We start from the raw sequence: 19,565 nt of genomic DNA on the forward strand, positions 1-19,565 counted from the left end.
TGTAGACTGTTAAAAGCCTGTTAAACACCAGCAAATATGAGGGTTATATCTTCGCGAGCGAAATTATCTGCGCGGGGGGCACAGCAGGCCACAGCGCGCCCTGCATGGCGCTGAATCCCAGAGGCAGTACGCGCGCTAACATCTCGGGTGTATCAATACCGCTAATGATAATTGACTCACTGCTGGGAAATAGCTGTGCCAGGATAGCCCGCATAAATGGCTCAAACGAAATATGTGTAATCCTTTGTTGAACAAAGTTTTTATCGAGCACGACGCGTTTGAACAGCCCATCAAAAATTGCTCGGTTTGATATGCCGCCAGCACCATAGTTTGTCAGTACTAATGGAAATCGCGCCGCCAGTGCTGCCAGCGTTGGATTCGCTTTTCCATTATTTAACTCTGGATAGTTTTCATTAATAGCCAGTTCCAGAAATGACAATCGTTCAACTGGTGATGCTGCCAACTTACTGATTTAGTGTATGATGGTGTTTTTGAGGTGCTCCAGTGGCTTCTGTTTCTATCAGCTGTCCCTCCTGTTCAGCTACTGACGGGGTGGTGCGTAACGGCAAAAGCACTGCCGGACATCAGCGCTATCTCTGCTCTCACTGCCGTAAAACATGGCAACTGCAGTTCACTTACACCGCTTCTCAACCCGGTACGCACCAGAAAATCATTGATATGGCCATGAATGGCGTTGGATGCCGGGCAACCGCCCGCATTATGGGCGTTGGCCTCAACACGATTTTACGTCACTTAAAAAACTCAGGCCGCAGTCGGTAACCTCGCGCATACAGCCGGGCAGTGACGTCATCGTCTGCGCGGAAATGGACGAACAGTGGGGCTACGTCGGTGCTAAATCACGTCAGCGCTGGCTGTTTTACGCGTATGACAGGATACGGAGGACGGTTGTGGCGCACGTCTTCGGTGAACGCACTCTGGCCACACTGGAGCGTCTTCTGAGCCTGCTGTCGGCCTTTGAGGTCGTGGTATGGATGACGGATGGCTGGCCGCTGTATGAATCCCGCCTGAAGGGAAAGCTGCACGTAATCAGCAAGCGTTACACTCAGCGCATTGAGCGACATAACCTGAATCTGAGACAACATCTGGCAAGGCTGGGACGGAAGTCACTGTCGTTCTCAAAATCGGTGGAGCTGCATGACAAGGTCATCGGGCATTATCTGAACATAAAACACTATCAGTAAGTTGGAGTCATTACCGTTCAACTTGTGAAACAAATTTAGTATCTGATAATAAAGTATTAGCAATTGCCGGCGTTAAATTAATCCAGGCAGAAACCTTTCGTTGAATAAAAAAATGTTGGCACGTTTCGATTAATTCAAGCTTTTCGGTAAATAAGCGACATTGCTCTTCGTCCGACATCCGAGGTAAGACCAGTTCGGTGGGTATACGCACATCCCCCTGCGCACTGGCAAAACTGGTAATGATATCTACGTATTCAAGATCGCCTTTTTCGTTTCTCGCAGGGAGAAAAGAGAACTCTGAATGGTAAAGAGTATCCATTGAAACAATCATCGTGCCAGCCCCTCTGCATAGGTGTTATCCGGCATCCTGTAGCAAAGGATGGAGAAATACGTTATTGCTGATGCAAGTAGAGGCCCTTTCATTTTTCCCTTTATAGCCAGTAAATCGAATCCTTTTTTTTAGCTTATCCTGATTATAAGCGAATATCCAGCTTTGCACTTTTTAATATCTCGGAATAAATCATATTTTTAGCAAGATACGCTCTTAATGTTCAGGGGTATTGTCCGGCTGGCGGCAGAAATAAGAAGTTACTAACAAATGGAAATGTCGAGGCTGCTCAGCCGTAGGCAGCCTCGTGACTGATGAGGATTAAATACGTCGCGCCTGCCAAAAGTTTTTGCGCCAGTAAACGTTGTCCAGTGACGAGCGCATCACACCACGGCTGGTTGAGGCATGAATAAATTGATTATTGGTATCGTAAATTCCGACATGCAGACCGCTTTCCCCAGAACCGGTTTTAAAGAACACCAGATCGCCGGGCAGCAAATCATCTTTATCAATTTCGGTACCAATCTTTGATTGCGTGCGGGTATCACGCGGGAGTTGCAGATCGAATTTATCGCGCATTGTCATCAATACAAATCCAGAACAATCCACTCCGCTACGGCTCATGCCGCCATAACGATAGGGTGTGCCATGCCAGGTTTGTAGCTGGTCATTAAGCCCGGCGATAACGGCGATAGAATCCGACAAGCGGGCATTTGGCGCAGGAGCACGATGGCTGCTGCAGCCCGCCAAAAACAATGCTGTGATGAAAAGAAGCCAAAAGCGCATTCAGGACGAATCCTCTGAATTATATTTTTATGTCAATTTAGCGTGGAAATTATATGATTTTCAAGAACCCATTTAACTTAAGTGGTTGATATGAGCATTCTGTGGCCTTCAATATCCAAACGACGAAAGTTCACGCCATAAGCCGCAGACAGATTGGCCGGCGTTAGTACCGTATCACGAGCACCACTGGCAAGCAGCTTCCCGCGTTTGAGGAGCCAGGCCTTGTGCGCATGACGTAAGGTGTGATTAAGGTCATGGCTGCTCATTACAATCGCGATACCCTGTAAACACAGCTGACCCAGCATCCGGTCCAGTGCATTTTGTTGCGCCACGTCCAGGCTGTTCATCGGCTCATCCAGCAACAAAAGCTGGCCGAATGGATTCGCTTGTGGGCAAATCTGCAGGATAACCGCAGCCAGGCGCACGCGCTGCCACTCACCGCCGGAGAGCTGATTCACGCTGCGTCCCAGCTTATCCCCAAGCCCAAGCGCATCGGCGACTTCCTGTAACAGATCGGTGCGTGCTTTATCGGGTTGATGCAGCGTCAGAAAATGCCAGACCGGCATCGCAAACGGTGGGTTTTGCTGTTGCGCAAGATAAGCGCGATATTGCGCCAGCTTTGCTGCCGGCCATTCATCCAATGACACATCACCAAAGGTGATGCTGCCCTTGCCGGTCGTCAGCCCCGCCATTCGCGCCAACAGCGTGCTCTTTCCTGCGCCGTTAGGCCCCACTAAATGCAGGATCTCCCCTGCTTTTATCTCACCAGAAAGCGGGCCGAGTCGGGTCGATTCTGCTACGTCCTGTAGCTGCATCAATCGAGACATTAGTTTGCCAGCGCCGTCTTGATGGATTGCACCAGAACAGGATCCTCAGGCGTCATATCGGGTGAAAATCGTTGCAGTACCTGACCATCCCGACCCACTAAAAACTTCTCGAAATTCCACAGAATATCGTCCGGGTAGAGCGGCGCCCGACCTTTACTCGCCATTCGCTCATAGAATCCACTATCCGCAGGCGCAACGGCGGTTGGCGCGGCATCAATCAGTTTCTGATACAGCGGATGGCGTCCCTCGCCGTTGACCTCAATTTTGCTGAACATCGGGAAGGTAACGCCCCAGGTGGTACTGCAGTACGTTTTTATTTCCTCTTCACTGCCCGGCTCCTGGCCCAGAAACTGGTTGCAGGGGAACCCAAGAACGGTAAAGCCCTGCTGATGCCAGGCTTTCTGCAGATTCTCCAGTTGCTCATATTGCGGCGTTAGCCCACATTTTGAAGCAACGTTGACGATTAACAGCACATTTCCGGCATACGGTTGCAGTGAGGTCACCTCGCCGTCGATGGTCGTCACGTCTGTATCGAGGATAGTGTTTTGCATAGCATCTCCAGAACAACAGGTGGATTTTCAGTTTTTAATCATAGACCGAATCAACGCGTTCTAGCGCGCGGCTTTTAACAATAGCCAGATAAATACCGGTGCGCCCATGGTGGCCGTCACCACACCAATTGGCAGCTCAGCCGAGGCCAGCACCAGACGCGCGACAACATCAGCCAACAGTAATACGATAGCGCCAGCCAACGCGCAGCCCGGCAGTAACACGCGATGATCGGTTAAGCCGCACAGCCGCAGAATATGTGGGATCACAAGCCCAATAAAGCCAATCGCTCCCGCCAGAGCCACGCTTACGCCAACCATCCAGCCCGTGGCGACCACCAGCAGGTTGCGCCAGAACCATAATGGCAATCCCAACTGACGTGCAGAAGTTTCCCCCAGCGCCAGCATATTCATCGGCTGCGACTGACAGCAGATCCACACCAGCACCGGAATCAACGCCACCATGAGCCAGGCCTGATGCCAGTCAACGCCACCAAAGCCCCCCATCATCCAGTACATTAGCTGTCGCAAATCAAAAGAAGTGGAGAAGTAGATGGCCCATGTCATCAGCGCGCTACAGATAATGCCCAGCGCCACCCCCGCCAACAGCAGACGGCTGGTAGACAAATGACGGCGGGCAAAACGGAGCAGAATAAGCGTGATAATCAGCGCCCCAGCGATGGCGCATAAGCCCAACGCCCAGCCGGGGAGCTGCCCCTGCCCCAGCAACACCGCCGCGATGAGCCCGACTCCCGCGCCATTAGACACGCCCAGTAATCCAGGCTCTGCGAGCGGGTTTTCAAAGAGAGCTTGCATCACTGCGCCAGATAAGGCCAACGCAGCGCCTACCAGCAAAACGGCGAGGGTACGGGGAAATCGGATTTGCCAGACGAACAGATCGCCGCGGGCGCTGAACCAGTCGCCGGGGGCGATCCACTGTTCTCCTGCGCATAAGCTAATCACGAGCATGACCAATAGCAACAGCGATAAAGTGCCTAACCAGTATCGGTCTCGCCGACGTTGTAATTGTGCAAAAGGTTGCATGTTTATACTTTTTTTATGGGTTATCTCATTAATTTTACGATGAAAGCAAAAAACATGGAAGGAAGCTCTACCGCAAATGAGGCAATGGCCCAAAACAGCATGAACCTTAGTCTTTTGCATAATGCAATGCTGGCAGCAATACCAGGTAGTAGCTGTCATTATTAATATCGTTCCTGAGATTAAATAAATAACCACAACCGGACAAGATGTCCGGTTGCAGAAGTTTTGTGTGATTGTCTTCTCATCAATACGTAAATATATTGTGTAGTCTTCATATCATCATAACACCCTCAGGAATTATCTTATGGATATAATTCTTTCGCTTATTGCCGGTGCAATTATTGGTTTCATATTTACATTAATAAAACTCCCCATTCCAGCCCCTGCTGCCTGGCCTGGTGTATTTGGTATCATCGGTGTACTTAGTGGTAATCAGATCTTTAATTATTTATTCAACAAATAAATTCATTCACCAAAGAAATTAACGTATAGACAAAATAAACTTATTACATGGACCTCTCATCACATTCATGAAAAGTGAGGATTAGATGCCCTGTCATTACAAAAAACAGCGTCTTCGCTATATTTTAACACTACTCAAAAAACAAGGAAGTGTAAAAATATCATCTCTTGTTAAGGTACTTGATGTTACGGAAAGAACACTCCGCCGCGACATCAATGACCTCGTAAAAACAGGACATGTCCGCTCATGCTATGGAGGTGCTGTATATAATCACGACAATGCATTCCCATTATATGAGAATAACTCTCTTTATTTGCACCAAAACATCATCATTAACCAATCAAAGATCGAACGAGAAATATCAATGAACGAAAACAATGGGAAAGTTTACATTCTGGGTTCATTTAATACTGACTTAGTATATCGGCTTCACCGTTTTCCTATTTCAGGGGAAACTACGCGCGCGCTTTTTTCCTGTTGTTTACCCGGAGGGAAAGGCAGCAACCAGGCGATAGCATCCGCACAAGCCAATGCTCGCACTTATTTTACAGTCAAATTAGGTGAAGATGAGTTTTCAACCAAAGCCCAGCATTTTTTAAATGGCGTAGGATTAGAAAAACTAACCATCTTTACCAAAAATGATGCACCAACCGGCAGTGCCGTAGTGATGATATCCGAAGAGGCTGGCGATAATGTAATCGTTATTAATCCAGGGGCTAATCAGGAAATAACGAGTGAAGAAATTATATCCTGTTATGACGAGATTGGCACCGCCAATGTTTTTTTGACGCAGATGGAAAACAATCCTGACGCTACAGCTCAAGCTATTAAGTTCGCACAAGCCGCCGGGGTGATGACAATCCTGAATCCAGCACCATGGCGCAAGGAGGTGACAGACCTTCTCCGCTGGACACACATCCTGACCCCAAACCTCACAGAAGCAGAGGCGATTATTGGCAAGGCTATTCGTACGCCAGACGATATTCGTCAGGCCGCCGAAATCATGCACCAAATGGGACCACAATATATTCTAATTACGTTAGGCAAAGATGGGTGCTGGTTATTTGATGGATCTACACACCAACAGTTCCCGGCATATCCCGCCGTTAATATTGATACATCCGGCGCCGGTGATGCATTTAATGGTGCACTCGCTGCACGACTTGCCTGTGGAGAAAATATTGCCAACGCAATTCATTACGCCTGTGTATTTGCAGCACTGGCCGTAGAGCGTGAAGGTGCAGCCAATATGCCATCCCATGAACTCGTATTAAAACGATTAGCTTGTACTAAATACTGATATTAACCCACCACAAAAATAGGGATATAAAATGAAAAAAATCGCCTTCGGGGCTTTATTATCGTGCGTAGCTTTTTCCTCATTAGCTGAACAACAATACGGTTGGGGGAATATACATTTTGACTATCAATCCTGGGATGCCGGTGTTAAAGACCTCGAATATGAACAAGCCTTAATTGGTATTGAGGGAGGTATTGGTTTTGATTGGGGTGAGATGTACGGTTTTTATGATTTTGAAAATATTCTAGACGACGAGGGAAATCAGGGGCAGACTGCGAATGGTGAAATCCATACCTACCTCTGGAAAACGGGTGCCAGCCTATTTACAAAAGTCTATAATTCGCAAAGTCCCAATTTTAAAGAGACGAATCAATTTATTGGGCTTGGCTATACCGACCTGAAAGGCGATGGATGGTGGTTTAAACCCTGGATTGCTCGTCAGTATATTACCGCGCACAGTAATTTTGGCCCAGCTTATGATATTAATGGACTCAATGGTTTCTCAATTGGATGGAACGCTGGTTATGCTTTCAATCTTCTCAACCAGGACTTCTTACTGTCCAATTGGAATGAAATAGAACTTGACCGTAATGATGACTATACCGCTAACAATCATGGTAGCAATGGTTTAAACGGCGGCCTGAATATTACCTGGAAAATCATGCCTCATATATCCACCACATTAATGTATCGATACTTTTATAACAAACTTGGTGCGGATGGATATGGCGATATTCTCATTTATCGACTGGCCTACGACTTCTAACTTAAGGAACATTAACGATGTTAAGTATCCACTGGCCTGAATTAACTTCAGCGCAGCGTATTGCCTTAATTACGCCACCTAAGTATGGCAAAGTGCCTATCGTTATAGACAGCGATACCTACAATGAAATTGACGATCAGATGGCCATTGCCTGGGCATTCTTACACCCGGAGCGCCTCGATCTGCAAGCTGTTTACGCCGCTCCGTTTATCAACCACTATTTTGGTAAAGAGGGCTCGCACACATATGTTGACGATCCCGCAGTAGGCATGCAACTGAGCGTCGATGAGATCTATCGCGTATTTAACAAACTCCCCCGCCGCGAAAACATACCGCAAATATTCCAGGGTTCAACACGCTATCTGAAAGATAGCAACCAGCCGGAGATGTCAGCAGCAGTACAGGATTTGATTAACCGGGCAAGAACGGCTGAGCAAACATTACATGTACTCGCAATCGCCGCGCCGACCAATATCGCTAACGCACTGCTCCTCGCGCCGGACATCGTCACAAAGATTCATGTCATCTGGCTTGGGGGTAACAGTTATGCCTGGAAAGATAATCATGAATTCAACCTGATGCAGGACATTGCGGCGAGTCGGGTACTTTTTGGTAGCGGCGTAGCGCTCACCCAAATCCCCTGCTTTGGCGTGGCTAACACTATGGCCTCATCGGTCCCAGAGATGCAGCACTATTTTGCAGAGACCAGCCGCATTGGTAGCTACTTTGCTGAAATTGCCCCGCGATGCCCCTGGATTGGTTTTGCATCCCGCAAAGTCATTTGGGATATCACTACGGTTGGCTATGTCCTGAATCCTGACTGGTTCACCTGTGAATACCGTACATCCCCTTTGATCAATGACAATCTGAGCTGGAGTTTTGATAACCGCCGTCACGTCATTCAGGTCGCAAAATTTATTGAGCGGGATGCTCTCTTTAAAGATCTTTTCCGTAGCATCATTGATGCCGATGAGGGATAAACCATGCAGATACTCATCGTCATACTTGGCATTGTTGTCCTGTTACTCGTTGCCTGGCTATGTTCAGAAAATCGCAAAGCTATCCGGTTTCGCACCGTTGGCGGCGCCTTTGCAATCCAGGCTCTTTTTGCTGCATTTATCCTGTATGTCCCCTTAGGGGAAAAAATCTTACTCGCCATATCAAACAGTCTGTCAGGCATGCTGAACTATTCGTCGGAAGGGATTAACTTTCTCTTTGGTAATCTCGGACAGTTCAAAATGGGGTTTGTATTTGCCGTGCATGTTCTGCCGATTACCATTTTTATGTCGGCATTGTTCTCCGTGCTGTACTACCTGGGCATCATGCAGTGGATTATCCGTCTCATCGGTACGGGTATCCATAAACTGCTGCGCACCAGCCCGGCAGAATCCATGGCTGCAACGGCCAATATTTTTGCGGGCAATACTGACGTCTTCGTCCTGATGAAACCTTATGCGCCACGCATGACGCGCTCAGAACTGTTTGCCCTCATGACAGGTGGTGTGGCCTCTATCGCAGGCTCAGTGCTGGTTGGCTATGCCAGTATGGGGATCGAAATTCGCTATCTGGTAGCCGCCTCTTTTATGTCAGCGCCAGGCGGTCTGTTAATGGCGAAAATGCTGTTTCCAGAAACGGAACCCGAAAACACTGCCAACGTGACGGGCGATATGCTTGGTCAAGATGAAAAGCCTATCAACATCGTTGAAGCGGCGACAAATGGCGCGACTATCGGGCTGAAGCTCGCCGCTAACGTGGGGGCAATGCTTCTGGCACTCATTGCATTAATTGCTATGGTGAACGGCTTGTTGGGCTGGTTTTGTGGCTTTTTCGGCTATGGTAACGTCACGCTACAATTTATCTTTAGTTACCTCTTTGCTCCGGTTGCCTGGCTGTTGGGCATTCCCACTAATGAAGTCTTGCAAATTGGCAGCCTGTTAGGTCAAAAATTGGTGTTGAATGAGTTCGTCGCGTATACCAGCTTTATTCCAATGAAAGACCAACTGTCGGAATATTCGCAGATAATAACGATCATGGCGCTGGCTGGGTTTGCCAATTTGTCCTCTCCTGCCGCATTGATTGGCGTACTGGGGGGGATTGTGCCGGGGAAAAAAAGTTTCATTGCTAAAATGGGGCTTAAAGTGATCCTGGCGGGCACGTTGTCTAACCTACTGAGCGCAGCACTGACCGGACTGTTTTTCCTTCTGGCCCACTAAGAAAAAAGGCCGCATTCGCGGCCTTTTTAGTTAGTTCAGATTACTCTTCTTTCGGCGTTGCGTTTTCAACCCGGCTTTTTAACTTCTGTCCGGGTCTGAAGGTCACCACGCGCCGTGCTGTAATGGGAATATCTTCGCCCGTTTTCGGATTACGGCCCGGACGTTGATTCTTATCACGCAGATCGAAGTTACCAAAACCAGAGAGTTTTACCTGCTCACCATTTTCCAGAGCACGACGGATCTCTTCGAAAAACAGCTCGACCAGTTCTTTGGCATCCCGCTTGCTAAGCCCAAGCTTATCAAACAGATATTCTGACATTTCAGCTTTTGTAAGCGCCATAGGTTCAATCCCTCAATGATGCCTGGAATCGCTCTTTTAATGCCTCTACACATTTGGCGACGGTAGCGGCAATCTCCTCTTCTTCAAGTGTACGGCTGGTATCCTGAAGGATCAGGCTGATAGCGAGGCTCTTATAACCCTCCGCAACACCCTTACCGCGGTACACGTCAAACAAGTTTACGCCAACTACCTGATTTACGCCAACTTTCTTACATTCGGATAAAATATCCGCAGCGGGAACGTTTTCAGCCACAACGACCGCGATGTCACGACGGTTCGCCGGGAAGCGAGAAACTTCACGCGCCTGAGGCACCACGCGGTCTGCGAGCTTGTTCCACTCCAGTTCAAACACCAGAGTGCGACCGTTCAGATCCAGTTTACGTTCCAGTTCAGGATGAACAACCCCAATGAAACCAATGCGTTCACCTTTCAGATAAATCGCCGCAGACTGCCCCGGATGCAGTGCTGGATTCGCTTCAGCTTTGAACTGAATATCCGCCAGCTTGCCGGTCAGGTCGAGAACCGCTTCCAGATCGCCTTTCAGATCATAGAAATCAACAGTCTCTTTTGCCAGATTCCAGTGTTCATCATGACGGTTACCGCAGATCGCGCCCGCTAGCATCAGATCCTGACGGATCCCGAGATTGGCCTGCGTGTCCGGTACGAAACGTAAACCCGTTTCGAAAATACGCACGCGGTTTTGCTGACGATTCTGGTTGTACACTACCGTAGACAGCAAGCCGGTCCACAGGGATAAACGCATTGCCGACATATCAATAGAGATTGGGCTTGGCAGTAGCAGCGATTCTTCACCCGGGTGCAGCAGCGACTGGACTTTCGGGTCGACAAAGCTGTAGGTAATAACTTCCTGGTAGCCTTTGTCATTCAGCATGGTTTTTACGCGTTTCAGCGACAAATCCGCTTCACGATGCGTACCCATGATAAGACCCGCCTGAATTGGCGTATTCGGGATATTGTCATAACCGTATACGCGGGCGACTTCTTCGACCAGGTCTTCTTCGATCTCCATATCGAAACGCCAGCTCGGCGCTACCGCTTTCCACTCATCTTGCTCTTCCGTGACATCACAACCCAGACGGCGCAGAATATCGCTCACCTGCTCATCTGCAATATGGTGTCCGATCAGACGATCCAGTTTGCTACGGCGAAGCGTAATGGTTGCGCGTTTTGGCAGCGAGGCTTCGTTCGTCACGTCAATAATTGGACCCGCTTCGCCGCCGCAGATATCAATCAGCAGGCGCGTAGCACGTTCCATGGCTTTATGTTGCAGCGCCGGATCGACACCACGCTCATAGCGGTGAGATGCATCGGTGTGCAGACCGTGACGACGTGCGCGACCGGTAATAGACAGCGGGCTGAAGAACGCGCATTCCAGCAGGACGTTTTGCGTTTCATCATTCACACCGGAGTGCTCGCCACCAAAGATGCCGCCCATTGCCAGCGCTTTGTTATGGTCCGCAATCACCAGCGTATCCGCATTCAGCTTCGCTTCACTGCCGTCCAGCAATACCAGGGTTTCACCTTCTTTTGCCATGCGGACAACAATCCCGCCTTCAATGCGGTCTTTGTCGAATGCGTGCATCGGCTGGCCCAATTCGAGCAGCACATAGTTAGTCACGTCAACCACGGCATCGATCGAGCGGATGCCGCAACGACGCAGTTTTTCTTTCATCCACAGCGGGGTTGGCGCTTTAACGTTAATGCCTTTCACCACGCGGCCCAGATAGCGTGGGCAGGCTTCCACCGCGTCGACCTGAATCGGCAGGACGTCGCTAATGGTTGCGGCTACTGGCGCTATTTCCGGCTCAACCAGAGGGGCTTTGTTCAGTACCGCAACGTCACGTGCTACACCGATAATGCCTAAGCAGTCGGCGCGGTTAGGAGTGACGCTGATTTCGATAGTATTATCGTCAAGTTTCAGGTATTCACGGATATCGGTACCAATTGGTGCATCGACAGGCAGTTCGATAATACCGTTGTGATCGTCGGAAATGCCCAGCTCGGAGAACGAGCACAGCATGCCTTCAGACGGCTCACCGCGCAGTTTCGCGGCTTTGATTTTGAAATCGCCCGGCAGAACGGCACCAACGGTTGCTACAGCCACTTTCAACCCTTGACGGCAGTTTGGCGCACCGCAGACGATATCCAGCAGGCGGTCGCCGCCGACATTCACCTTGGTGACGCGCAGTTTGTCAGCGTTAGGATGCTGAGCGCACTCAACCACTTCGCCCACCACAACACCGTTGAACGCGCCAGAAACAGGATCCACACCGTCAACTTCCAGACCCGCCATCGTGATTTGGTTTGATAACGCATCGCTATCAATCGCCGGGTTTACCCATTCGCGTAACCACAGTTCACTGAATTTCATTGTTTTATCCTGCCTTTATTTAAACTGTTTGAGGAAACGCAGATCGTTTTCGAAGAAAGAACGCAGATCGGTTACGCCGTAACGCAGCATGGTCAGACGCTCCATACCCATACCGAATGCAAAGCCAGAGTAGATTTCCGGATCGATACCGACGTTACGCAGCACGTTCGGGTGAACCATTCCGCAACCCAATACTTCCAGCCATTTGCCATTTTTACCCATCACATCGACTTCCGCAGAAGGTTCGGTGAACGGGAAGTAGGAAGGACGGAAACGAACCTGCAGGTCTTCTTCAAAGAAGTTGCGCAGGAAATCATGCAGCGTGCCTTTCAGGTTGGTGAAGTTGATGTTGGTATCAACAATCAGCCCTTCCATCTGATGGAACATTGGGGTGTGCGTCTGATCGTAGTCGTTACGATATACGCGGCCCGGAGCGATAATACGGATCGGAGGCTGTTTTTCTTTCATAGTGCGGATCTGCACGCCGGAAGTCTGCGTGCGCAGCAGACGCGTCGCATCAAACCAGAAAGTGTCGTGGTCAGCGCGCGCCGGGTGATGGCCAGGAATGTTCAGCGCATCGAAGTTATGATAGTCATCTTCGATTTCCGGACCGGTCGCCACGGTAAAGCCCAGCTCACCAAAGAAACTTTCAATGCGATCGATAGTCCGCGTTACCGGATGCAAACCGCCGTTTTCGATACGACGCCCTGGCAAGGAGATATCGATCGTTTCTTCAGCCAGACGAGCATTCAGCGCGGCATTTTCTAATTCGGCTTTACGCGCGTTCAGCGCTTGCTGAACCTGCTCTTTGGCTTCGTTTATCACCGCACCTGCTGCCGGGCGCTCTTCTGCCGGCAGTTCACGCAGGGTAGTCATCTGAAGGGTCAGGTGCCCTTTCTTGCCCAAATATTCGACGCGGACATTGTCTAACGCGGCAACATCTGAAGCCTGGTTAATGGCGGCCGTTGCACTGGCAACCAGCTCTGCGAGATGTGACATGGTTTTCCTCGTTATGTTGCGATATTCACTAGTCGCTCGTATATACACAAAATCATTCTGGCTGAGTCAAGACAGCAGTAGAGCGCTAATCCTCAGACAAATATGTGACTGGGGTAAGCGACTGCAGCCAACGCAGAGGCAGCCTGAAGGATAACGTGTATAAAAAAAGCCTCCACCAGGGAGGCTTTTAGGCGCTGTTTTCCGTTTCTTCTTTCACGCGCAAGCCTCCTGAGTTCAGGTGCTAAAGTAAAAGAAGAAGCGGAAAATAGCAGCATTCATGCTTGCGTTACCTTGTGTGGTAAAAACCGGACAACCTTTATTGAAAAGGCTTACGGATAAATTGTCAACCAATTGATTGCACTACAAATAAAAGAGAGGGAGCCAGGCTCCCTCTTTTCACCGGCTTATGCCAGAGCTGCTTTCGCTTTTTCGACCAGAGCGGTGAACGCTACTTTGTCGAATACTGCGATGTCAGCCAGGATCTTACGGTCGATTTCAACAGAGGCTTTTTTCAGGCCGTTGATGAATTTGCTGTAAGAAATACCGTTCTGACGTGCTGCTGCGTTGATACGCGCAATCCACAGTTGACGGAACTGACGCTTTTTCTGACGACGGTCACGATAAGCGTACTGACCAGCTTTGATAACAGCCTGGAAGGCAACGCGGTATACGCGAGAACGCGCACCGTAGTAGCCTTTAGCTTGTTTCAAAATTTTCTTGTGACGTGCACGGGCAACTACACCACGTTTTACGCGAGCCATATGTGCTCTCCTGTATCTATATTCTTAGTAAAAAAATTAATTAAACGTTAACGGCTTATGCGTACGGCAGGCACGCGATAACCAGACCCAGATCGCCTTTAGAAACGAGGCCTTTTGGACGCAGGTGACGTTTACGCTTAGTAGATTTTTTGGTCAGAATATGACGCAGGTTTGCGTGCTTACGCTTAAATCCACCACCACCGGTTTTTTTGAAGCGCTTAGCAGCACCGCGTACGGTCTTAATTTTTGGCATTTTAATAACTTCCACTTCGCATTGTTAATAAACGAAACGTAGGCGAACAACGGCTGTGGAGCCCGCAGGCTCCACAGACATTGCTACTTGAAGGCCTTACTGTTTCTTCTTAGGAGCGAGCACCATGATCATCTGGCGGCCTTCGATCTTCGTAGGGAAGGATTCGACTACTGCCAGTTCACTCAGATCGTCACGGACGCGGTTGAGCACTTCCATACCGATCTGTTGGTGGGCCATCTCACGACCGCGAAAACGCAGCGTGATCTTAGCCTTATCGCCATCTTCCAGAAAGCGTACCAGGCTGCGGAGTTTTACCTGGTAATCGCCATCGTCGGTGCCAGGACGGAATTTAATTTCCTTAACCTGGATAACTTTTTGCTTTTTCTTCTGTTCCTTAGAAGACTTACTCTTTTCATAAAGGAACTTGCCGTAGTCCATAATACGACAAACTGGCGGTTCGGCGTTAGGGCTGATTTCAACTAAATCTACTCCAGCTTCTTCAGCTTTTTCGATCGCTTCTCTCAGACTCACAATACCCAAAGCTTCGCCTTCCAGACCTGTTAAGCGAACTTCCAGGGCGCGAATCTCGCCATTGATACGATTCGGACGTGCCGTTTGAACTCGTTTTCCGCCTTTAATACCTTATTCCTCCAGTTGTTGAAGACTGCGGCTGCGAATCTCTTGTTGCAGCTTCTCAATCACTTCATTTACGTCCAGGCTGCCCAAGTCTTTGCCACGACGGGTGCGCACGGCAACTTTGCCTGCTTCTACCTCTTTGTCGCCACAGACCAACATGTAAGGGACACGACGTAAAGTGTGCTCGCGGATTTTAAAGCCAATCTTCTCATTTCTCAAGTCTGCTTTTACACGAATACCCGCATTTTGTAGTTTCTGCGTTAATTCGTTGACGTATTCAGACTGTGAATCGGTGATGTTCATGACGACAACCTGAACTGGCGCAAGCCAGGTCGGGAAGAAGCCAGCGAACTCTTCGGTCAGGATACCGATGAAACGTTCCATCGACCCAAGAATTGCGCGGTGAATCATAACCGGCACCTGACGCTCGTTGTTTTCGCCAACATAAGAGGCGCTTAAACGGGACGGCAGAGAGAAGTCCAGCTGTACAGTACCGCACTGCCATGCACGATCGAGGCAGTCATACAGGGTAAATTCAATTTTCGGACCGTAGAATGCGCCCTCACCCAGTTGGTACTCAAACGGGATGTTGTTTTCTTCCAGCGCAACGGCCAGGTCAGCTTCAGCACGGTCCCACATTTCATCGCTACCGATACGTTTTTCGGGGCGAGTGGACAGTTTGACGACGATTTTCTCGAAGCCAAAGGTGCTATACATATCGTAGACCATACGAATGCAAGCGTTAACTTCATCACGGATCTGCTCTTCTGTACAGAAGATATGTGCATCATCCTGAGTGAAGCCACGAACACGCATCAGGCCATGCAGCGCGCCTGACGGCTCATTACGGTGGCAGCTACCAAACTCGGCCATACGCAGCGGCAGATCACGATAGGATTTCAGACCCTGATTGAAGATCTGCACGTGGCCCGGGCAGTTCATGGGCTTAATGCAGTATTCACGGTTCTCAGAGGAGGTCGTGAACATCGCATCTTTGTAGTTATCCCAGTGACCTGTTTTTTCCCACAGCACGCGGTCCATCATGAACGGACCTTTAACTTCCTGATACTGGTATTCTTTCAGTTTTGAGCGAACAAAGACTTCCAGTTCACGGAAGATTGTCCAGCCATCATTGTGCCAGAACACCATACCCGGCGCTTCTTCCTGCATATGATACAGGTCAAGCTGCTTACCGATTTTACGGTGGTCGCGTTTGGCCGCTTCTTCCAGACGTTGCAGGTAGGCATTCAGGGCTTTTTTATCGGCCCATGCAGTACCATAAATACGCTGCAGCATCTTGTTATTGCTGTCGCCACGCCAGTATGCCCCAGCGGTCTTCATCAGTTTGAAGTGATGACAGAAACGCATGTTCGGCACGTGCGGGCCACGGCACATATCGACATATTCTTCATGATGGTACAAGCCAGGCTTGTCATCATGGGCAATGTTTTCATCAAGAATGGAGACTTTATAGGTCTCGCCACGCTTCACGAAGGTTTCACGCGCTTCGTACCAGCTGACTTTCTTCTTAATGACATCGTAGTTTTTCTCAGCGAGCTCGTGCATCCGCTTCTCGAGCGCGTCGACATCTTCCTGGGTTAGCGTACGGTCAAGATCGATATCGTAGTAAAAACCGTTATCAACAACCGGTCCGATCGCCATTTTGGTGTGCGGCCAGAGTTGTTTGATCGCGTGCCCTAACAGGTGCGCACAGGAGTGACGAATGATCTCCAGACCTTCTTCATCCTTCGCGGTGATGATGGAGAGCTTCGCATCATGCTCAATCAGATCGGAAGCATCTACCAGCTCACCGTCAACACGGCCAGCAATAGTGGCTTTCGCAAGACCTGGACCGATGTCCAGCGCAACATCCATGGGGCTTACAGCGTGGTCGTAATGGCGTTGGCTGCCATCAGGAAGAGTAATAACAGGCATGTTATATCCTTATTTGCAGTGGTGACCCACACGTAAGATCACATACAAAGATTCAATATTTAAAATCATCAAAAAGGTGTGGGCTGATTCCCGCTTCACTCTGCGAAATATGTCACTGGTCGCCTTAATGGCTACACTGGACCTACACCCGCTTTTTGATAACACCGTTTGACAGTGTACACGGCATTACGAGCCGATCAAAGCAACAATCAACGCGCACTCTATGATGTAAATCAATTCACTGACACCCTGACGTTTTTGTTACACTTGTATAAAGTCATCTAACCTGAGCAGGAAAAGGACAATGCCAACAAATCGCTTTGCGAAGAAACACTGGAAGATGGTTGTGATACTGCTCGTTATTTGTGCGGCAATGCTGATGCTACGTTGGGCTGCGATGATCTGGGGTTAAAATACTGGCACACGCTGTTCCGGTTCCGTTGTATTTATCAATTAAATCGAATTCGTCTGAAAATAGCGCGTTATTGATAAGTATTAAAAATAAAACACAGATTTAATATTAAATAAATTTAACGTTAATTGAGAAAAGCCGGGCCAATTATTTGACCCGGCTTGTCATTACATACGATAGCCGAGTGACACAGTTGTACGACGATCGGTATGCTCCGGCGCTGTTGCCGGTGGTTCAGAGTTCCAGGTAACGTTGTAAGCCACCTTTAACCCAAAGTGTTCGTTGATGGCAACGTTCAAGGCTGTTTCAGAATTGAGCGTTGTATCGTCAGCACCAAATACCGACACACCTTGCGTAAACTTAGTATTGTCCGTCATCTGCCACGCATAGGCCCCGGACGCATAGCCCAGCGGCTGTGTTTCGGTGGTGCCATCCGTGTGCTCGTCATAGCGCACACCAGGACCGAATTCAAAACGGAAGCTGTGCACCGGTCCGTTGAGGAACTGACGACCATAACCTGCGGTTAGTACGTCACGCTCGCGATAGCCGTTGTAACGGTCGGTCAGCCAGCTTGCCTGACCAAAGAGATAGTCATAGTCGGTCATGTTGTAACGACTACGGCCACCTACGGCATATTTCTCCGATGAACGCTCATCATTTGAGGAGGTATTGCTGGCATTTCCCCACAAAGACCACGCCGTAGTTTGACCGTACCAGGTCATGGTGGTGTCTGCAGTTAAAGAAGAACTTTTTGTGTTGCCTGACTGGGCGAGATATCCCGCGTTCAGGTTACCCTCAAAGGGTTTTTTCGCGCTGGAAGGGTCATCCATGACAGTAAAAACGGAATCATCGGCGGCAGCCTGCATTGACGCAAGCAGGCCACCCGTCAGCAGTAACGCTGCGGGCACTGTCTTCAAAAGCTTCATTTATTAAGAGTCCGTACAACAAAAAAAGAGACCATAACGGTCTCGGAAACTTTCATATGGATCAATGACAAAAGACCCTTGAAAGGTAACAAATTATAAAAAGACTCGAATAACATAGCAATAAATTCTTATTTCATTTTTTGAATAAGAGCGTTCCTAAACCGTTTTTTTATTTATATATCTTTAACGCGATTATTTTAAATAAAGATATGAAAAATCATGTTGTTAATTACTTCACTTTCGGGGGGTTAAGTGCCAGACTGAGGACAGCCTAACAGGAGGTAAAGATGGTACGTATCTATACGTTAACACTTGCGCCCTCTCTCGATAGCGCAACAATCACGCCGCAAATCTACCCGGAAGGTAAGCTTCGCTGTACCTCGCCGGTTTTTGAACCCGGCGGCGGCGGTATCAACGTCGCTCGCGCAATTGCCCATCTTGGCGGCACCGCTACGGCCATCTTCCCTGCGGGTGGCGCCACCGGAGAGCATCTTGTTGCTTTGCTCGCCGACGAAAATGTTCCCGTATCCACCGTCGAAGCTAAAGACTGGACCCGACAAAATCTCCATGTCCACGTTGAGTCCAGCGGCGAACAGTATCGCTTCGTCATGCCAGGCGCTGCGCTCACCGATGATGAGTTCTACCAACTTCAGGATCAGGTGCTGGAAATTGAGTCTGGCGCACTGCTGGTTATCAGTGGCAGTTTGCCGCCTGGCGTACAGCTTGAGAAGCTGACCCGGCTCATTACCACAGCACAAAAACAAGGGATTCGCTGTATCGTCGATAGTTCTGGCGAAGCGCTGGCAGCAGCATTAACCATCGGCAATATCGAACTGGTCAAACCCAACCTCAAAGAACTGAGCGCGCTGGTGAATCGCGAACTCACGCAGCCCGATGATGTGCGCAACGCCGCACAAGAAATCGTGCAAAGCGGAAAAGCGCATCGGGTAGTAGTCTCGCTTGGACCACAAGGAGCGCTGGGCGTTGATCGTGAAACCTGTGTCCAGGTGGTTCCGCCACCGGTGAAGAGTCAAAGTACCGTAGGCGCGGGCGACAGTATGGTCGGGGCCATGACGCTTAAACTGGCTGAGAGCGCACCTTTTGCAGATATTGTTCGTTACGGTGTCGCCGCAGGTAGCGCCGCCACCCTGAATCAGGGTACGCGTCTGTGCGCTTTAGACGATACGCAAAAAATATATGCGTATCTGGCTCAGTAATGACGGCTTCCCCTTGTCTAGATACAAGGGGATTTCCCCGTAAAACTGTCGGCATGGGTGTTATACGTCTATGATAAAAAATCACATGATTACAAAGAAGTGAATCATGTGCGACCGGGCGTCTTCACAACGATGCGAGGTGAAGAAGAACGACACACATTAAGTGCCTTTCCAGCGATGACGCGTCCGTGGTGTGCGTCAGTTCGTGTTTTTTAAC

Annotated in this window: 21 protein-coding genes, 2 pseudogenes and 1 other annotated feature; of the genes and pseudogenes, 8 read left to right on the forward strand and 15 right to left on the reverse strand. The window is 49.3% G+C overall.

Features of this window, described 5'->3' with window-relative positions; translation table 11 throughout:
• Nucleotides 1-43: 43 nt before the first annotated feature.
• A pseudogene (locus HV302_RS13980) lies at nt 44-457 on the reverse strand (EAL domain-containing protein); the annotation flags it as partial.
• A 47-nt stretch (nt 458-504) separates the two neighbouring features.
• Between HV302_RS13980 and HV302_RS13985 the strand changes: the two are divergent.
• Nucleotides 505-1,202, forward strand: a protein-coding gene (locus tag HV302_RS13985; RefSeq protein ID WP_223429336.1) for an IS1 family transposase whose coding sequence is annotated in 2 segments (ribosomal slippage) — nt 505-754 and nt 754-1,202 — 699 coding nt in all. Because the reading frame shifts where the segments join, the coding sequence is not laid out codon by codon here.
• A 13-nt stretch (nt 1,203-1,215) separates the two neighbouring features.
• Here HV302_RS13985 and HV302_RS13990 read toward each other — a convergent pair.
• The 5 genes and pseudogenes from HV302_RS13990 to btuC form a co-directional block, all read right to left on the reverse strand.
• Nucleotides 1,216-1,533: pseudogene (locus tag HV302_RS13990) on the reverse strand (EAL domain-containing protein); the annotation flags it as partial.
• A 318-nt stretch (nt 1,534-1,851) separates the two neighbouring features.
• The gene (locus HV302_RS13995) at nt 1,852-2,316 is read right to left on the reverse strand and encodes an NlpC/P60 family protein (protein ID WP_003832591.1); all 465 of its coding nucleotides are present in this window, start codon (nt 2,314-2,316) and stop codon (nt 1,852-1,854) included.
• Between the two features lie 77 nt (nt 2,317-2,393).
• On the reverse strand, nt 2,394-3,143 hold the full coding sequence (btuD, locus tag HV302_RS14000; RefSeq protein ID WP_016152874.1) for a vitamin B12 ABC transporter ATP-binding protein BtuD: 750 nt from the start codon (nt 3,141-3,143) through the stop codon (nt 2,394-2,396).
• Nucleotides 3,143-3,694 (reverse strand): glutathione peroxidase, encoded by a 552-nt coding sequence (locus HV302_RS14005; protein ID WP_016156341.1) that lies wholly within the window; start codon nt 3,692-3,694, stop codon nt 3,143-3,145. The genes btuD and HV302_RS14005 overlap by 1 nt, the downstream gene beginning before the upstream one ends.
• Nucleotides 3,695-3,754: 60 nt before the next feature.
• Entirely contained in the window at nt 3,755-4,735 is a 981-nt protein-coding gene (gene btuC, locus HV302_RS14010) for a vitamin B12 ABC transporter permease BtuC (protein ID WP_032931198.1), read from the reverse strand.
• 304 nt (nt 4,736-5,039) lie between these two features.
• On the opposite strand from btuC, the gene HV302_RS14015 reads away from it, so the two are divergent.
• The 5 genes from HV302_RS14015 to HV302_RS14035 all read left to right on the forward strand — a co-directional run bounded on the left by HV302_RS14015 (nt 5,040) and on the right by HV302_RS14035 (nt 9,477).
• The gene (locus tag HV302_RS14015; protein ID WP_016152871.1) at nt 5,040-5,198 is read left to right on the forward strand and encodes a DUF1427 family protein; all 159 of its coding nucleotides are present in this window, start codon (nt 5,040-5,042) and stop codon (nt 5,196-5,198) included.
• A gap of 85 nt (nt 5,199-5,283) precedes the next feature.
• The gene (locus tag HV302_RS14020) at nt 5,284-6,498 is read left to right on the forward strand and encodes a PfkB family carbohydrate kinase (protein ID WP_181626014.1); all 1,215 of its coding nucleotides are present in this window, start codon (nt 5,284-5,286) and stop codon (nt 6,496-6,498) included.
• A 31-nt stretch (nt 6,499-6,529) separates the two neighbouring features.
• Nucleotides 6,530-7,264 carry an outer membrane protein OmpK gene (locus HV302_RS14025; protein WP_016152869.1) on the forward strand — a complete coding sequence of 245 codons (735 nt, stop codon included), beginning with the start codon at nt 6,530-6,532 and terminating at the stop codon, nt 7,262-7,264.
• Between the two features lie 17 nt (nt 7,265-7,281).
• On the forward strand, nt 7,282-8,244 hold the full coding sequence (locus tag HV302_RS14030; RefSeq protein WP_181626017.1) for a nucleoside hydrolase: 963 nt from the start codon (nt 7,282-7,284) through the stop codon (nt 8,242-8,244).
• A 3-nt stretch (nt 8,245-8,247) separates the two neighbouring features.
• Nucleotides 8,248-9,477 carry a NupC/NupG family nucleoside CNT transporter gene (locus HV302_RS14035; protein WP_181626019.1) on the forward strand — a complete coding sequence of 410 codons (1,230 nt, stop codon included), beginning with the start codon at nt 8,248-8,250 and terminating at the stop codon, nt 9,475-9,477.
• Between the two features lie 40 nt (nt 9,478-9,517).
• Here HV302_RS14035 and ihfA read toward each other — a convergent pair whose 3' ends face one another.
• From ihfA to thrS, 8 genes are all read right to left on the reverse strand, one after another.
• Nucleotides 9,518-9,817, reverse strand: a complete 300-nt coding sequence (gene ihfA / locus HV302_RS14040; protein ID WP_003030571.1) for an integration host factor subunit alpha — start codon at nt 9,815-9,817, stop codon at nt 9,518-9,520.
• 4 nt (nt 9,818-9,821) lie between these two features.
• Entirely contained in the window at nt 9,822-12,209 is a 2,388-nt protein-coding gene (gene pheT / locus HV302_RS14045; RefSeq protein WP_181626022.1) for a phenylalanine--tRNA ligase subunit beta, read from the reverse strand.
• A gap of 15 nt (nt 12,210-12,224) precedes the next feature.
• Nucleotides 12,225-13,208 carry a phenylalanine--tRNA ligase subunit alpha gene (gene pheS / locus HV302_RS14050; RefSeq protein ID WP_016152865.1) on the reverse strand — a complete coding sequence of 328 codons (984 nt, stop codon included), beginning with the start codon at nt 13,206-13,208 and terminating at the stop codon, nt 12,225-12,227.
• Nucleotides 13,209-13,367: 159 nt separating this feature from the next.
• Nucleotides 13,368-13,492 (reverse strand) — a sequence feature (Phe leader region).
• The gene (gene pheM, locus HV302_RS28030; protein WP_001386830.1) at nt 13,443-13,487 is read right to left on the reverse strand and encodes a pheST operon leader peptide PheM; all 45 of its coding nucleotides are present in this window, start codon (nt 13,485-13,487) and stop codon (nt 13,443-13,445) included. (Overlaps the previous feature by 45 nt.)
• 120 nt (nt 13,493-13,612) lie before the next feature.
• The gene (gene rplT / locus HV302_RS14060) at nt 13,613-13,969 is read right to left on the reverse strand and encodes a 50S ribosomal protein L20 (RefSeq protein ID WP_003030578.1); all 357 of its coding nucleotides are present in this window, start codon (nt 13,967-13,969) and stop codon (nt 13,613-13,615) included.
• A 55-nt stretch (nt 13,970-14,024) separates the two neighbouring features.
• A complete protein-coding gene (gene rpmI, locus HV302_RS14065) occupies nt 14,025-14,222 on the reverse strand; it encodes a 50S ribosomal protein L35 (protein WP_003030583.1) in 198 nt (65 codons plus the stop codon).
• Between the two features lie 96 nt (nt 14,223-14,318).
• Nucleotides 14,319-14,861, reverse strand: a complete 543-nt coding sequence (infC, locus tag HV302_RS14070; protein ID WP_048997935.1) for a translation initiation factor IF-3 — start codon at nt 14,859-14,861, stop codon at nt 14,319-14,321.
• 3 nt (nt 14,862-14,864) lie between these two features.
• Nucleotides 14,865-16,793 (reverse strand): threonine--tRNA ligase, encoded by a 1,929-nt coding sequence (thrS, locus tag HV302_RS14075; protein ID WP_047500283.1) that lies wholly within the window; start codon nt 16,791-16,793, stop codon nt 14,865-14,867.
• Nucleotides 16,794-17,097: 304 nt separating this feature from the next.
• On the opposite strand from thrS, the gene yniD reads away from it, so the two are divergent.
• Complete coding sequence (gene yniD / locus HV302_RS14080) at nt 17,098-17,205, forward strand: small membrane protein YniD (RefSeq protein ID WP_003030590.1); 108 nt, start codon at nt 17,098-17,100, stop codon at nt 17,203-17,205.
• 167 nt (nt 17,206-17,372) lie between these two features.
• Here the strand turns inward: yniD and HV302_RS14085 are convergent, their stop codons facing one another.
• The gene (locus HV302_RS14085; RefSeq protein ID WP_016152863.1) at nt 17,373-18,131 is read right to left on the reverse strand and encodes a DUF481 domain-containing protein; all 759 of its coding nucleotides are present in this window, start codon (nt 18,129-18,131) and stop codon (nt 17,373-17,375) included.
• A gap of 287 nt (nt 18,132-18,418) precedes the next feature.
• On the opposite strand from HV302_RS14085, the gene pfkB reads away from it, so the two are divergent.
• On the forward strand, nt 18,419-19,348 hold the full coding sequence (gene pfkB / locus HV302_RS14090) for a 6-phosphofructokinase II (protein ID WP_016156336.1): 930 nt from the start codon (nt 18,419-18,421) through the stop codon (nt 19,346-19,348).
• Nucleotides 19,349-19,565: the final 217 nt, after the last annotated feature.

Source organism: Citrobacter sp. RHBSTW-00859, assembly GCF_013729795.1.
GTDB lineage: Bacteria > Pseudomonadota > Gammaproteobacteria > Enterobacterales > Enterobacteriaceae > Citrobacter > Citrobacter braakii.

Bases quoted from the DNA above. Each gene is read 5' to 3' on its own strand.
- rpmI (WP_003030583.1), bottom strand. From the start codon at position 14,222: ATGCCAAAAATTAAGACCGTACGCGGTGCTGCTAAGCGCTTCAAAAAA.
- HV302_RS14025 (WP_016152869.1), top strand. From the start codon at position 6,530: ATGAAAAAAATCGCCTTCGGGGCTTTATTATCGTGCGTAGCTTTTTCC.
- thrS (WP_047500283.1), bottom strand. From the start codon at position 16,793: ATGCCTGTTATTACTCTTCCTGATGGCAGCCAACGCCATTACGACCAC.
- HV302_RS14085 (WP_016152863.1), bottom strand. From the start codon at position 18,131: ATGAAGCTTTTGAAGACAGTGCCCGCAGCGTTACTGCTGACGGGTGGC.
- btuD (WP_016152874.1), bottom strand. From the start codon at position 3,143: ATGTCTCGATTGATGCAGCTACAGGACGTAGCAGAATCGACCCGACTC.
- btuC (WP_032931198.1), bottom strand. From the start codon at position 4,735: ATGCAACCTTTTGCACAATTACAACGTCGGCGAGACCGATACTGGTTA.
- HV302_RS14005 (WP_016156341.1), bottom strand. From the start codon at position 3,694: ATGCAAAACACTATCCTCGATACAGACGTGACGACCATCGACGGCGAG.
- rplT (WP_003030578.1), bottom strand. From the start codon at position 13,969: ATGGCTCGCGTAAAACGTGGTGTAGTTGCCCGTGCACGTCACAAGAAA.
- yniD (WP_003030590.1), top strand. From the start codon at position 17,098: ATGCCAACAAATCGCTTTGCGAAGAAACACTGGAAGATGGTTGTGATA.
- pheT (WP_181626022.1), bottom strand. From the start codon at position 12,209: ATGAAATTCAGTGAACTGTGGTTACGCGAATGGGTAAACCCGGCGATT.
- pheS (WP_016152865.1), bottom strand. From the start codon at position 13,208: ATGTCACATCTCGCAGAGCTGGTTGCCAGTGCAACGGCCGCCATTAAC.
- HV302_RS13995 (WP_003832591.1), bottom strand. From the start codon at position 2,316: ATGCGCTTTTGGCTTCTTTTCATCACAGCATTGTTTTTGGCGGGCTGC.
- HV302_RS14035 (WP_181626019.1), top strand. From the start codon at position 8,248: ATGCAGATACTCATCGTCATACTTGGCATTGTTGTCCTGTTACTCGTT.
- pfkB (WP_016156336.1), top strand. From the start codon at position 18,419: ATGGTACGTATCTATACGTTAACACTTGCGCCCTCTCTCGATAGCGCA.
- HV302_RS14030 (WP_181626017.1), top strand. From the start codon at position 7,282: ATGTTAAGTATCCACTGGCCTGAATTAACTTCAGCGCAGCGTATTGCC.
- ihfA (WP_003030571.1), bottom strand. From the start codon at position 9,817: ATGGCGCTTACAAAAGCTGAAATGTCAGAATATCTGTTTGATAAGCTT.
- HV302_RS14015 (WP_016152871.1), top strand. From the start codon at position 5,040: ATGGATATAATTCTTTCGCTTATTGCCGGTGCAATTATTGGTTTCATA.
- HV302_RS14020 (WP_181626014.1), top strand. From the start codon at position 5,284: ATGCCCTGTCATTACAAAAAACAGCGTCTTCGCTATATTTTAACACTA.